This window comes from Coprococcus sp. AF16-5 (genome assembly GCF_003479365.1).
Taxonomy (GTDB): Bacteria; Bacillota; Clostridia; order Lachnospirales; family Lachnospiraceae; genus Coprococcus; species Coprococcus aceti.
This window is the reverse complement of record NZ_QUGZ01000001.1, coordinates 523,486-537,477: the sequence shown is the minus strand read 5'-3', so window position 1 is coordinate 537,477 and position 13,992 is coordinate 523,486. Positions and strand designations below refer to the sequence as shown.

The window sequence follows — 13,992 nt, the reverse complement described above, 5'->3', positions numbered from 1 at the left end:
AGATATATGAGCAGACAGGTTTACAATCCCTTTTTGCCGCTGAATGAGTACATACCGGACGGCGAGCCGCATGTATGGGGCGACAGGGTTTATCATTATGGATCTCACGATAAGGAGGGCGGTTACACGTTCTGTATGCAGGATTATGTGGTGTACTCCGCGCCGGTAAAAGATCTGACAAGCTGGCGATGCGAGGGCATTACATACAGGGCGAGTCAGGATCCGGCATACCCGGAGCTGAAGTATATGTACGCGCCAGATGTTGTGAGGGGGAATGATGGCAGATATTATCTGTATTACTGTATGGGCGGTGACTACGGTTACGGCGGATACACAGGTCCAATCAGTGTGGCTGTGTGCGATACGCCGGCGGGTAAATACGAATATCTTGGCCATGTGCATTACAAGGACGGCACTGTGATGAAGAAGTATATTTGCTTTGATCCGGCAGCCATGAATGATGACGGAACCATCAGGATATTCTACGGAACCCAGTACGGATACGAGGAAGAGCCTGATTTTCTGACAAATGGCAGGCTGGATGATGAGGTATCTATGTTTGGAAGAACAAAGGAGGAGATACTTGGCTATAAGGACAGCATCATGGGACCGATCATGGTGGTGCTTGAGGACGACATGCTGACGGTTAAGGAAGAACCGAGGCACATCATACCTTATGCCGTGAAGGGAACATCATTTGAGGAGCATCCATTTTTCGAGGGTTCATCCATGAGAAAGGTGGGAGATAAATACTACTTTGTTTATTCGTCATGGCAGAACCATGAGCTGTGCTATGCGGTGAGCGATTATCCGGATCACGGATTTACATTTGGTGGCACTATAGTGTCAAATGGCGATGTGGGATATAAGGGAAGAAGTTTCGAGAACAAGCTGAATATGACCGGAACCACGCACGGAAGTATAGAGTGCATAGATGGTCAGTGGTACGTGTTCTATCACAGGCTCACACATAAGTCGGACTACAGCAGACAGGCCTGTGCCGAGAAGATCTATATAGCTGCGGATGGACACATAGACCAGGTGGAGGTTACGAGCTGCGGACTGAACAATGGACCGCTTGTGGCAAATGGCACGTATCCAGCGGTGATAGCATGCAACCTGACAAATGGACATATGCCGCACGGCTCCAACAGTATATACACGATAGAATTCCCAAATGTGACGAACAAGGGTGAGGATAGATTTATTGCGGAGATAGAGGATGGAACACTCATAGGGTATAAGTATTTTGCGCTTGGGGGCAGCAGTACATTTGGCGTGAATGTCAGATATGAGACGGATGCCAACAAGGTGGTGTATGAGGGACCTGTCAGGGTAGACGAGAGATGCGAGAATCAGGAGCAGCTCAAGGATGCAAACGATCTGGCAGAGAATGTAGAAGGATACTTTGACATATGTGTGACAGAAGATAGTGAGAGTATCGGAAGAATAGATATACCTGTATCTGAAGATATCTCAGAGACAGAGTGGAGATGGTGCGAGAACAAAGTGGATTTCCCAGAGGGAGTCCACGCGGTGTATCTTGTATACCATGGCAGAATAAAGGTTCAATTAAAAGATATACGATTTAGGTAAAATATTGAAAGAAGAGGGAGAATTATGAAGAAGTCAAATGGTGCGGCACTGATACCGATATACGTCTTTCTTGTCCTGTATCTGGGACTTGGAATACTGTTTGAGTACGTGCTGAAGATCCCGATGGGATTTTACAATATTCCAATAGTGGTTGCCTTTATGGTGGCGATATTTGTGGCATGTCTGCAGAACAGAAAGGTAAGCTTTGATGAGAAGCTTCAGATCATGGCAAATGGACTTACAGACAAAAATATTATAACCATGCTGCTCATATTCCTGACGGCGGGAATATTTGTGGGAGTCGTGGGGCGGAGCAGTGCCGAGAGTGTGGCATACTTTATGCTGAGTATCATTCCGGCGAGATTTTCCGTGGCAGTTTTGTTCGTTGTAGCGTGCTTTGTCTCAACAGCTATGGGAACGTCTGTTGGAACAATAACACTTCTGACGCCTATAGGAGTTGCAGTTGCCGATGCGTCAGGATTTAATCTGCCGCTCTGTGTGGCGTCCATCATGGGCGGTGCGATGTTCGGAGATAACCTGTCGTTCATATCGGATACGACCATAGCAGCATGTAATGGTCAGGGGTGTGCCATGAAAGATAAGTTCAGGGCAAACTTCTGGATAGCATTTCCTGCAGCGATTGTGACGCTCATAGTAATCTTGGTTAAGTCATTCAATACTGAGATAGGCGGAGTAGTACAACATGATTATAATATGATACAGATCATACCTTATGTTCTGGTACTCATAGGAGGAATAGTGGGATTTAATGTGTTTGTAGTCCTGATAGTTGGAATCGTGTCAGGCTCCATCATCATGCTTGCCACAGGGCAGACGGCAGCAGTGGATCTCCTGACGAATATGGGAAGCGGTGCAGCGGGAATGTTCGAGACGAGTATGGTAGCTGTACTTGTGGCTGCCATGTGTTCACTCATCAGAGAGTATGGCGGATTTGAGGCGCTGCTTTCGGCTATAAAGAAGGTGTTCAAGGGTGACAAGGGAGGTCAGCTCGGAATCGGACTTCTGGTTGGAGCCATGGACATAGCCACAGCCAACAATACGGTCGCGATAGTCATGGCAAATCCGATAGCAAAGGAGATGGCAGAGGATTATGGTATATCCCCGAAGAGATCAGCGTCGCTGCTTGATACATTTTCATGCATATTCCAGGGAATCATTCCTTACGGTGCCCAGATGCTGGTTGCAATATCAGCGGTGTCGGAGCTGGGACATGAGATATCAGCATTCCAGATAATCCCAAATTTGTTTTATCCAATACTCCTTCTTGTCAGTTCGCTTGTGTGGATGCTTATAAGAAGTAATGACAAACCACATATGGCAAAGAGACGGTAAAGAATATAGATGGACGAGATTTCGTAATATAATAAATAAATATTCGAAAAAACATGCAAAAAACCAAGAAAAATCTTGAAAATGCGTGTTTTTTCGTTTTTATTTAAGAATTTTTATGCTATAATTTACACTTGTGAATTATAAATAAAAAATAGGAGGAGTAACATGGACGCATTCACAAACTTTTTAGGCAAAGTTGATGATATTGTCTGGGGCTTGCCACTCATAATACTCATCATCGTCTGCGGAATCTATCTGACGATCAGACTTAAGTTCCTTCAGATAGTTCATCTGCCAAAGGCACTGAGATTCATGATTAAGAATGAGGAAGACGGTACAGGAGAGGTGACGAGCTTTGGCGCGTTATGTACAGCACTTTCAGCAACTATCGGTACAGGTAATATCGTAGGAGTAGCAACAGCTATAGGTATCCTTGCCGGTGGTCCCGGAGCACTTTTCTGGATGTGGATCGCAGCGCTTTTTGGAATGGCAACAAAGTATTCAGAGGGACTGCTTGCTGTAAAGTACAGAAAGATTGACGAGGATGGACACGTTCTCGGAGGACCTTTCTATTACATTGAGAGCGGTATGGGTCACAAGTGGAGGTGGCTTGCAAAGATATTTGCATTCTTCGGAGCATGCGTAGGTCTTATGGGTATCGGTACATTTACACAGGTAAATGGTATTGCTTCTGCAGTTCAGGCTTTCTTTGATCCTGACAAGGCAAATACAGTATCAATCTTTGGAAATGACTACTCAATAGCCATCGTCATCTCAGCATTTATTCTTGCAATCCTTGTAGGACTTGTTGTAATCGGTGGAATCCAGAGAATATCAAAGGTTTCTCAGATTATAGTACCATTCATGGCAGTTCTCTACATCGTGGTGTGTCTGGTTCTTATCATAGTTAATATAAATAAAGTTCCAGCTGCATTTGAAACAATAGTCAAGTGCGCATTTAAGCCTATGTCATTTGCAGGTGGTGTTACAGCAAGTCTTGCAATAGCCATGCAGAAAGGTGTTGCACGTGGTATCTTCTCGAATGAGGCTGGTCTTGGTTCTGCACCTATCGCAGCAGCAGCAGCTCAGACAAAGGAGCCTGTTCGTCAGGGACTTGTAACAATGACAGGTACATTTATTGATACTATCATCGTATGTACAATGACAGGTCTTTCAATCGTTATGATGGGAAGCTGGCAGGATGGCAGCCTTGAGGGAATCGCAGTCACAACTGATGCATTCCAAAAGGGACTTTTCTTTATGCCAGGTCAGGTTGCAGCATTCATCCTGATGATCTGCCTTGTATTCTTCGCATTTACAACTATCCTTGGTTGGGATTACTATGGTGAGAGGTGTCTTGAGTACCTCACAAATGGCAGCAAGGTTTCAGTTCAGATCTATCGTTGGTTATACATACTTTGCGTATTTATCGGACCATACATGACAGTTAAGGCTGTATGGACTATCGCTGATATATTTAACGGACTTATGGCGATTCCGAATATCATAGCATTGCTTGCACTCAGCAGTGTGGTTGTGGCAGAGACAAAGGATTACTTTGCACGTCACAAGGAACTGTAGGGCTCAATAGAAGTAAATATTTATAATAATTGGATGAACACCTACCAGCAGTCAGACAAAATTTTGTCTGGCTGCTTTTTTATATGGGGCAGAAAATTGGAAACTGTGTTTTCTAATGTTTGAATAATTTGTGAAAAATATTGACAAATATAATGCAGGTGTTTATATTGTCAATGTTAAAAATACCCTGTAGGGGTATATAAAAAGGAATTATAAGTATGACAATGGAGAAAAAAATCCTATTGATTGAGGGAATGACATGTGTCAACTGCCAGAACAGGGTAGAGCAGGCTTTACGAAATATGGCAGGAATATCTAAAGTTCAAGTTTCATACAGCAACGGGCAGGCGGAAATCGAGTTTGACGGTGATATATTGACACTAGAAAGTATTATAGATATCATTCAGAACCTTGATTATACAGTAATACAAAAAAGAAAAATACATTATAAGAAAATTGGCAGTTCAATAGGCACATTTGCAATTATTATCTGTCTGTATTATCTGTTACAGAGATTTGGTGTTCTGAACCTGCTTGTTCCATCGATGCTTGCTGATTCAACGATGAGCTATGGTATGTTGTTTGTAGTGGGATTACTAACATCGGTTCACTGCATAGCGATGTGCGGCGGTATAAATCTGTCGCAATGTATACCTTCGGGGAAAGATGACAGTGGGAATGGAAACAGTGAGGTTATGCCATCATTGCTGTATAACACAGGGCGGGTGGTCTCTTATACAGTAATCGGTTTTCTGCTTGGCGGAATCGGCATGATCTTAACAGGTTGGTCTGAGACAGGAATTCCACTGATCCTACAGGGGATATTGAAGATAATAGCAGGTCTGTTTATGGTGATAATGGGAATAAACATGCTGGGAGTTATTCCTGTACTGAGAAAGTTGCAGATAAGACTTCCGAACAAACTTGCAAATAAAATAAGCACGAGAAAGATAAGAGAAAAGCGTCCATTTTTTGTAGGTTTGCTGAACGGATTGATGCCATGTGGTCCCATGCAGTCTATGCAGATCATCGCGCTTGGTTCAGGAAATCCTATCACAGGAGCATTTGCAATGCTGATGTTCAGCTTGGGTACAGTTCCCCTGATGCTTGGATTTGGAAGTATCGTGTCTGCGCTTGGCAAGAAATATACAAAGATTGTCATGCGTGCAGGATGTATTCTTGTTGTGGTTCTGGGACTTGCGATGCTTTCACAGGGGGTAAGCCTGTCTGGAATTAATATGAACAGAACAGCCACTTTATCAGAAAACACGGAAGAGTTAAACATGGCAGAGATATCAGAATCAGGCGATGTGCAATATGTAAGCAGTGAACTGGACTTTGGAAGTTACCCAGAGATTACAGTTTATAGCGGAATTCCGGTCAAATGGACAATAAATGTGCCGGAGGAGGTCATCAACGGATGCAATTACAAGATGGTATTGAGCGCGTATGGTATAACCCATGAATTTACACCGGGAGAGAATGTGATCGAATTTACACCGGGAGAATCGGGGACTGTTCAGTATACATGCTGGATGGGAATGATAAATGGCAAGATTAATATCATTGACAGAGAAGGAGAATGAGATAATGAGAAATAAAACAATGACAAGGAAAACAGATACAAGCAGAAAAATACTTACAGTTATAATGACATTACTTGTGGCATCAATGCTGACAGCCTGTGGAAGTTCAAATACGTCAGGAAATACAAGTGCATCAGGAAATTCAACCTCATCTGAGAGTGGAAAAATCGATTATACTACAGAGGAGAACAAGGCGGATGTATATGTAACTCCCGCAGTTGAAAATGGCGAGATTGCAATTGACGCAGACACATTGACTTCTGATCCGATATATGTTAACTATGATTCAAATGGAACAAACATCCAGCTTATCGCTGTTAAAGCATCTGACGGGACAACACGCCTGTCACTTAACACTTGTCAGGTATGTAATCCGTCGCCAAGGGCATATTTTAAGGAGCAGGATGGAAAGCTGGTATGCCAGAACTGTGGAAATACATTCACTATGGACAGCGTGGGCGAGACATCGGGAGGGTGTAATCCAACCTATATTGACTATAAAAATATAGATGGTAAACTGACTGTGAGCACGGCTGATCTTGACACATATGCAGATAGATTTACGTCTTGGGGTGGGCCTGTCAAGTAATCTGAAACACCAAAAGGAGATTTGAATGGGGGAGTTTGTAATGGGAAATACAATAACATTTTTACTTATAGTATTGGGAATTATGTTCTTGAGTGGCATTGTTATGGCAATACTTGCTCTATATTTCAATATCAAGAGGAAACATCCAATATTTTCAATCATATTTTCGATTATACTAATACCGCTGATTTGTATTCCGATACAATTCACTGTTGGTTTTATGATTTCACGATTTATGTTGATAATTGTATTGATATATAGTGTGGCAATGATTGCAATGGCGGTAAAAAATTTCAAAACAAATGAATGAAATTGGATATATCAATTAAGTATTGAATATTATTGTTTGCTATAAGGTGTCTTCCCATCGATATATGTTTGACATGAGTGAGGCTTGATACTAATATAATATCAAAAGGTGCTACCGATAGACGGTTAGCCTGATATTGATATTAGTGATTAGAAATAACCGCCAAAAGTTTTCTCAGGACTGTGCGGTTATTTTTGTGTCTTATCATTGCTCTTAGAACCTATTGTATAGCCAAGAGCAAAGCATGTAATGCACAAGCTGATGATAGCTATAATCTCATTCTTTATACCTCTCCGTTATCGCTGACACGGCAGTCAAATGATGGGACATTTGAGATCATCTGGCCCGAGAAAGTGAGCTTTGCAATAGATGATAGGGAAACTTTCAACTTTCGTGAAGGAGATAAGCTTTACTTCAATATTTGGTATGAAGACCCGGATTACCGGGAGGAGACGATAGAAGAGTAATACGGTGCAAATGGCATCCGCAAACACATCATTAGGTCTTAGAAGATGTGTTTGCGGGTGCTTTTTTATTTGCGGGAGTTTTTTTGATTTACAAAGCAATAACACTTGACAATAAAGTTAGCAGCGACTAACATTGTGGTTGTTAAGAGAATTGGATCAGGGGGATGTAACAAATGAAAGGTTCTGAGACTATAAAAGAAACAATGCACAAGGCGGATTGTTTCTTATATCCGGTTGGTGACAGAAGAGATAAAGTTGTCATTGTGTTATCAGGCAGCGAGGGCGGTCTGGAGCATACAGGAAAATGGAGAAAAAAGTTGTGAAAAAACAGTTTTTTGAGATCGAGAAGGACGGATTCTATGGAACATATTACGAGAATCCAAATGGGGCTGACTGTGCATTCATAGGACTGTTTGGAGACGATCCGAATGATTTTATGGCGAAGTGCGGAGCAAAGTGGCTGCACAAAAATGGTGTGAACGCACTTTGTGTATCTCCTGGAAGAAAGAATTACAGCCATGTAAATAATCCGCTTGAGAGAATAGAGACAGCTATTGCATGGCTGAAAAGTCATGGAAACCGGAAAATAGGAATCATGGGAATGAGTACGGCTGGAATGGATTCCCTTGTTGCTGCCTCGTATTTTTCTGATATCACATTGACATTTGGACTTACGGCAAGTGACTTTGTATGGCAGGGATTTGAACAGGGCAACAAAGACGGATGTAAGGAATGGCCGATACCGGGTGCATCGACTCTTTCGTGGAGAGGCGAGCCTCTTGCTTATATGCCATTTGTGTATGAGCATCCTGTGTACTGGCAGAAAATCGAGGAGGAGACAAAGGACTCCGGCGACATTGAGCGCAGTACCTGCCTGTTCATCGACTCGGAGAAGGCAAGGGAACATACGGAAGAGGAAATGATCAAGGTCGAGAACATAAAGGGAAAGCTGTTTTTAATTGGCGCAGATGACGACTCATTCTGGGAGGCGGGCAAATACATCCGCAGAATGGATCAGCGTCTGAAGGAGCGCCCGCATACATGTGAGTATGTGCCGCTTGTGTATGAGCACGGAACCCATTTTGTGCTGCCGGAATCGATGCTTCGTATGGCGCTTCCGGTTGGACTGAAATTTGTCATGAAGTTTATATTCAAGGCTGCAAAGGATTATCCAAATGAGTGCGAGGCGACGAGAAAGGATATAGACAGAAGACTCTCAGCCGCACTTAAGGAATGGATACAGGAATAAAAAGGCAGGCGATTAGAATGTTGAAATATGGAATGTATGCAAAGGCTGTGGAACTGCTGTGTTTTAAGCAGGCACTTGCAAGGCTTGCGCAGATATATCCTGATATGGACATGAAGAGATATAAAAGATCCGTGAAGAGAGAGTACAAGGAGATGCTTCTCAGAACTCCCGATATAGGTGGAAGCTCACTGGAGATGAACCTGTATATCGCAGCATTTGTATTTTCACTGCACAAGGCAGAGCCGGATAGGATCACACCTGAAGTTGTGGATGAGATGGTCACTGCGGTGTTCGATTCGCCTTTCATGGTGAAGGCGCATGAGAACAAGAAGTGTACGCTCTTCACTGACAATGTTCAGGACAAAAAGGTGCAGGAGAGCATAGCAAGCCAGACATCAAAGCATGAGCTTGACTGGAAATTCCACTACGAGAAAGGTGTAGACGAATTCTATAACACTTATACGGAATGTGGAATATTTTCATCATGATCTAAAGAAAGAATATGGTATGAGGAAGGAAAAATACAATGACTATCCATGAGTTCGGAAAAGAGAATAAAGAAACGATAATATTGATACATCCATCTGTTGTGAAGTGGGATTACTTTGAGAATGTAATTCCTCTGTTAGAAAAGAATTATCATCTGCTGGTTCCGGCACTTCCGGGTTATGATTTTGACAATGACAATGACTTTACAAGCGTGGAGCAGATTGCATCAGACTTAAATAACTGGATCAAGGCGAAGGGATTCACGGAGATATATGCTGTATATGGCTGTTCTATGGGCGGTTCCGTTGCGCTTATGGTTGCGCTGGGACAGAAGGTTAGAATACAGCATTGTGTAATAGACGGCGGAATCACACCGTATCAGTTGCCATGGATCGTGACACGCTTTATTGCGCTCAAGGATTATCTAATGATGATGATAGGCAGAGCAGGCGGTGTGGCTTTGCTGGAAAAGGCATTTGCTACAGACGACTATTCCAAGGAAGATCTGCAGTATGTTGCGGATGTTCTGAGACATTGCAGCAGCAAAACACTGTGGCGAACATTTGAATCGTGCAATAACTATAAGGTGCCGGATCCTGTTCCGAAGATTGATACGCACATCCATTATTGGTACGCAAAGAATGAAGAAAAAGAGCGGAAAAATGATATAGCGTATATCAGGCGCAGGCTACCTCAGACGGAGTTTGAAGTATTACCGGAACTCGGACACGGCGGACTTGTCTTACTCAGGCCTGAGTTGTTTGAGGAAATGATGAGCAAGTTTCAGTGAGATATGGAAAATATGAGTTAATATACGTTTGACATGAAGGGGGTGGAGAATGCTAATATAATATCAAAAGGTGCAACCGATAGACGGTTAGCCCTGATATTATTGGATACAAAAGTAACCGCTAAAGTTTGTTAGGACTGGGCGGTTATTTTTGTGTCTTATCATTGCTCTTAGAGCCAACGGCATAATCAAGAGCAAAGCAAGTGATGCATAAAGCTGATTATGGCTATAAACTCCTGTGATGAAGGCTAACCGCCTACCGAATAGGGTAGCACCGCATATATCACATCAAACAAATGTTCGACTCTCAGTGTAGGTAGTTTGGCGAGAAGGGTAGCTTGGAGAGAAGTGTAATCAATAAAAAGCGCATAATATTTTCGCAAATTAAAATAAAACCGGGAAAAGGATACAAAGACATTAGAAATTGTATCCTTTTCCTGGTTTTTGTCATTTTAGATAAAATTTTATGCACTTTTGAATGCTTAGAGGTCTTGCTGGCCAACAAATTGTAAACTAGAGCAAGCCTCTAGTCCTTTAACTGGCAATCCGGGCCACCTGAGCGGCAAAGCCGCCCGCGCCCGATATTACTCAGCGTCCTTTATCTCACTGTGAAGCTCCTGCAGTGACTTCACATCGCTGTCGCCATGCGCCTGAACGTACAGGATACCCTTTGCGGTTGCTCTTGCGCCTGCAATTGTAGTCACATAAGGAATCTTTGCCTTGATGGCAGCCTTTCTGAGGTAACTATCGTCGTGGGCACTTTCCTTACCGCTCGGAGAATTGATTATCAGGTCTATAGAGCCATTTGTTATAAGATCATTGATGTTTGGTCTGCCCTCCTGGAGTTTTTTGACTTTCTCAGCTTTAACTCCGGCAGCCGTAATTATGGCATATGTTCCGCTTGTAGCAAGGATCTTGAAACCAGCTTTCTCGAAGAGCTGAGCGATCTCGATAACCTCATCCTTGTCCTTTCTGTTTACAGAGATCAGGACAGTTCCGCTTGTAGGAAGGAGAGTCTGTGTAGCCTCCTGAGCCTTATAGAAAGCCTCTCCATAGTAGGTTGAAAGTCCGAGAACCTCACCTGTAGATCTCATCTCAGGTCCTAAGATTGGGTCAACCTCTGGGAACATGTTGAATGGGAATACAGCCTCCTTAACTCCGTAATATGGTATGTGCTGCTCCTTGAGAGCTGGAACAGGAGATGGTCTTCCGGTGAGCTCTGATGTGATGATATCAGTAGCGATAGGAACCATGCGCACGTTACATACCTTTGATACGAGAGGCACTGTACGGGATGCTCTAGGATTTGCCTCAAGAACATATACCTTGCCTTTCTCAATAGCGTACTGCATGTTCATAAGACCTACGACATGCATCTCCTCAGCGATCTTCTTTGTATATTCTTTGATAGTAGCAACATTCTCAGCAGTGATGTGTACTGAAGGAATGATGCAGGCTGAATCACCTGAGTGAACTCCGGCAAGCTCGATGTGCTCCATAACGGCAGGAACAAATGCGTGAGTTCCGTCGCTTATGGCATCTGCCTCACACTCAAGGGCGTGATTCAGGAATCTGTCTATAAGTATAGGTCTGTCAGGTGTGACACCAACGGCAGCTCTCATATATCCGTCAAGGCTCTCGTCATCGTATACGACCTCCATACCACGTCCACCGAGAACGTATGATGGACGGACCATGACTGGATAGCCAATCTTGTGAGCAATCTCAACTGCCTCGTCAACAGTAGTAGCCATACCAGATTCTGGCATAGGGATCTCAAGCTTATCCATCATCTCACGGAAGAGATCTCTGTCCTCTGCAAGATCGATGACAGCAGGAGATGTACCGAGGATCTTTACGCCGTTCTTCTCAAGGTCAGAAGCAAGGTTAAGAGGTGTCTGACCGCCGAACTGTGCGATGACGCCCACTGGCTTTTCCTTGTTGTAAATGCTGAGAACATCCTCAAGTGTAAGTGGCTCAAAGTAGAGCTTATCTGATGTATCATAGTCAGTTGAAACAGTCTCTGGATTACAGTTTACTATGATAGTCTCAAATCCGAGCTTCTTAAGTGCCAGTGATGCATGTACGCAACAGTAGTCAAACTCGATACCCTGACCGATTCTGTTAGGACCTCCGCCGAGGATCATAACCTTTGGCTTGTTCTCATTTATCGGATTGCTGTCAGGTGCATTGTATGTGGAGTAGTAGTAAGCACTGTCCTTTGTTCCACTTACGTGTACGCCTTCCCATGCCTCAGTAACTCCGAGCTCGATTCTCTTATTTCTGATGTCCTCCTCAGGAATCTCAAGGATCTGGCTGAGGTATCTGTCTGAGAAACCGTCTTTCTTTGCAGTGGTGAGTGCCTCGTCAGATGGGAGAGAGCCCTTGTGTGCTGCGAGTGCTTCCTCTTCCTCAACGAGTTCCTTCATCTGCTCAACAAAGTAGTGCTTAACCTTTGTTATATCGAAAATCTCATCTACTGTAGCACCCTTTCTGAGCGCCTCGTACATGATGAAATGTCTGTCGCTTGATGGATGTGCAAGCATGCGCAATAGTTCATCCTTGCTCTTTGTATTGTAGTCCTTGGCGTAGCCGAGACCGTATCTTCCTGTCTCAAGGCTTCGGATAGCCTTCTGGAATGCCTCCTTGTAGGTCTTACCGATACTCATGACCTCACCTACGGCACGCATCTGGGTTCCGAGCTTGTCCTCAACACCCTTGAACTTCTCGAATGCCCAACGTGCGAACTTGATAACCACATAGTCACCGTCCGGAACGTATTTGTCCAGTGTGCCATACTTACCGCACTCGATATCCTTGAGGGTAAGTCCTGTTGCCAGCATGGCTGACACAAGGGCAATAGGGAATCCTGTAGCCTTTGATGCCAGAGCAGAAGAACGGGATGTTCTAGGGTTGATCTCGATTACGATGATTCTGTCAGATACAGGGTCATGTGCGAACTGTACATTTGTTCCACCGATGACCTCAACAGAGTCAACGATCTTGTATGCCTGCTCCTGAAGTCTCTTCTGAACGTCCTCAGAGATTGTGAGCATAGGAGCGGAGCAGAATGAATCACCTGTGTGTACGCCGAGAGGATCGATGTTCTCGATGAAACATACAGTGATCATATTGCCTTCGCAGTCACGTACAACTTCAAGCTCAAGCTCCTCCCATCCGAGGATTGACTCCTCAACGAGGACCTGACCTACAAGGCTGGCCTGGAGACCTCTTGCACAGACAGTTTTGAGCTCCTCCTTGTTGTATACGAGTCCGCCGCCGGCACCGCCCATGGTGTATGCAGGACGAAGAACAACAGGGTATCCGAGCTGATCTGCGATGGCGAGAGCCTCATCTACAGAGTAGGCAACCTCGCTTCTTGCCATTTCTATTCCGATTGCGTTCATGGATTTCTTGAATTCGATTCTGTCCTCACCGCGCTCAATGGCATCTACCTGAACACCGATGACCTTGACATTGTATTTGTCTAAGATGCCTTCTTTTGCAAGTTCAGCACAAAGGTTAAGTCCTGACTGTCCTCCAAGATTTGGAAGAAGAGCGTCAGGTCTCTCTTTTGCAATTATCTGCTCAAGTCTCTTGACATTGAGCGGCTCAATGTATGTGACATCAGCTGTCTCAGGATCTGTCATGATGGTAGCAGGGTTGGAATTGACCAATACGATCTCGTAACCAAGCTTCTTAAGGGCCTTGCACGCCTGAGTACCTGAGTAGTCGAACTCACATGCCTGACCGATGATGATTGGACCAGATCCTATTATCAGAACTTTGTTAATGTCTTCTCTTTTTGGCATATCTTTCTCCTTATTGTAAAATGATTCTTGTTCAGAGCGAGAGCACTGAAAACTACATGAAATCACACAAAATAAAGAAGTATTTTAATGTGATTTTAAACATTGCCGGACATCGTTTATTTTCTTTTATAAAAATGCCCAAATTATTGTCATTATAAAGTATAAGAGCC

The 13,992-nt window shown here is 43.8% G+C and carries 11 protein-coding genes; 10 read left to right on the top strand and 1 reads right to left on the bottom strand.

Annotated features, from left to right (window positions below):
• The first annotated feature begins 6 nt into the window (after positions 1 to 6).
• The 10 genes from DWW70_RS02350 (at position 7) to DWW70_RS02305 (ending at position 10,010) form a co-directional block, all read left to right on the top strand.
• The gene (locus DWW70_RS02350) at positions 7 to 1,596 is read left to right on the top strand and encodes a family 43 glycosylhydrolase (protein WP_118649182.1); all 1,590 of its coding nucleotides are present in this window, start codon (positions 7 to 9) and stop codon (positions 1,594 to 1,596) included.
• Positions 1,597 to 1,620: 24 nt separating this feature from the next.
• Positions 1,621 to 2,949: a Na+/H+ antiporter NhaC family protein gene (locus DWW70_RS02345; RefSeq protein WP_022216349.1), complete on the top strand. Its 1,329-nt coding sequence runs from the start codon at positions 1,621 to 1,623 to the stop codon at positions 2,947 to 2,949.
• A 165-nt stretch (positions 2,950 to 3,114) separates the two neighbouring features.
• Complete coding sequence (locus DWW70_RS02340) at positions 3,115 to 4,530, top strand: alanine/glycine:cation symporter family protein (protein ID WP_022216350.1); 1,416 nt, start codon at positions 3,115 to 3,117, stop codon at positions 4,528 to 4,530.
• A 218-nt stretch (positions 4,531 to 4,748) separates the two neighbouring features.
• Positions 4,749 to 6,116 carry an urease accessory protein UreH domain-containing protein gene (locus DWW70_RS02335; protein ID WP_118649181.1) on the top strand — a complete coding sequence of 456 codons (1,368 nt, stop codon included), beginning with the start codon at positions 4,749 to 4,751 and terminating at the stop codon, positions 6,114 to 6,116.
• A 4-nt stretch (positions 6,117 to 6,120) separates the two neighbouring features.
• The gene (locus tag DWW70_RS02330; RefSeq protein ID WP_243017647.1) at positions 6,121 to 6,705 is read left to right on the top strand and encodes a DUF2318 domain-containing protein; all 585 of its coding nucleotides are present in this window, start codon (positions 6,121 to 6,123) and stop codon (positions 6,703 to 6,705) included.
• A gap of 25 nt (positions 6,706 to 6,730) precedes the next feature.
• On the top strand, positions 6,731 to 7,015 hold the full coding sequence (locus DWW70_RS02325) for a hypothetical protein (protein WP_118649180.1): 285 nt from the start codon (positions 6,731 to 6,733) through the stop codon (positions 7,013 to 7,015).
• A 640-nt stretch (positions 7,016 to 7,655) separates the two neighbouring features.
• Positions 7,656 to 7,805 (top strand): hypothetical protein, encoded by a 150-nt coding sequence (locus DWW70_RS14960; RefSeq protein WP_199669313.1) that lies wholly within the window; start codon positions 7,656 to 7,658, stop codon positions 7,803 to 7,805.
• Entirely contained in the window at positions 7,802 to 8,731 is a 930-nt protein-coding gene (locus DWW70_RS02315) for an acyl-CoA thioester hydrolase/BAAT C-terminal domain-containing protein (RefSeq protein WP_330423945.1), read from the top strand. Before DWW70_RS14960 ends, DWW70_RS02315 begins: the two co-directional genes overlap by 4 nt.
• Before the next feature lie 17 nt (positions 8,732 to 8,748).
• A complete protein-coding gene (locus DWW70_RS02310) occupies positions 8,749 to 9,219 on the top strand; it encodes a hypothetical protein (protein WP_118649335.1) in 471 nt (156 codons plus the stop codon).
• Between the two features lie 38 nt (positions 9,220 to 9,257).
• A complete protein-coding gene (locus DWW70_RS02305; RefSeq protein ID WP_004853039.1) occupies positions 9,258 to 10,010 on the top strand; it encodes an alpha/beta fold hydrolase in 753 nt (250 codons plus the stop codon).
• Positions 10,011 to 10,594: 584 nt separating this feature from the next.
• On the opposite strand, the gene carB is transcribed toward DWW70_RS02305, so the two are convergent.
• A complete protein-coding gene (gene carB, locus DWW70_RS02300) occupies positions 10,595 to 13,822 on the bottom strand; it encodes a carbamoyl-phosphate synthase large subunit (RefSeq protein ID WP_118649178.1) in 3,228 nt (1,075 codons plus the stop codon).
• Positions 13,823 to 13,992 lie beyond the last annotated feature (170 nt).

Bases quoted from the DNA above. Each gene is read 5' to 3' on its own strand.
- DWW70_RS02350 (WP_118649182.1), top strand. From the start codon at position 7: ATGAGCAGACAGGTTTACAATCCCTTTTTGCCGCTGAATGAGTACATA.
- DWW70_RS02345 (WP_022216349.1), top strand. From the start codon at position 1,621: ATGAAGAAGTCAAATGGTGCGGCACTGATACCGATATACGTCTTTCTT.
- DWW70_RS02340 (WP_022216350.1), top strand. From the start codon at position 3,115: ATGGACGCATTCACAAACTTTTTAGGCAAAGTTGATGATATTGTCTGG.
- DWW70_RS02335 (WP_118649181.1), top strand. From the start codon at position 4,749: ATGACAATGGAGAAAAAAATCCTATTGATTGAGGGAATGACATGTGTC.
- DWW70_RS02330 (WP_243017647.1), top strand. From the start codon at position 6,121: ATGAGAAATAAAACAATGACAAGGAAAACAGATACAAGCAGAAAAATA.
- DWW70_RS02325 (WP_118649180.1), top strand. From the start codon at position 6,731: ATGGGGGAGTTTGTAATGGGAAATACAATAACATTTTTACTTATAGTA.
- DWW70_RS14960 (WP_199669313.1), top strand. From the start codon at position 7,656: ATGAAAGGTTCTGAGACTATAAAAGAAACAATGCACAAGGCGGATTGT.
- DWW70_RS02310 (WP_118649335.1), top strand. From the start codon at position 8,749: ATGTTGAAATATGGAATGTATGCAAAGGCTGTGGAACTGCTGTGTTTT.
- DWW70_RS02305 (WP_004853039.1), top strand. From the start codon at position 9,258: ATGACTATCCATGAGTTCGGAAAAGAGAATAAAGAAACGATAATATTG.
- carB (WP_118649178.1), bottom strand. From the start codon at position 13,822: ATGCCAAAAAGAGAAGACATTAACAAAGTTCTGATAATAGGATCTGGT.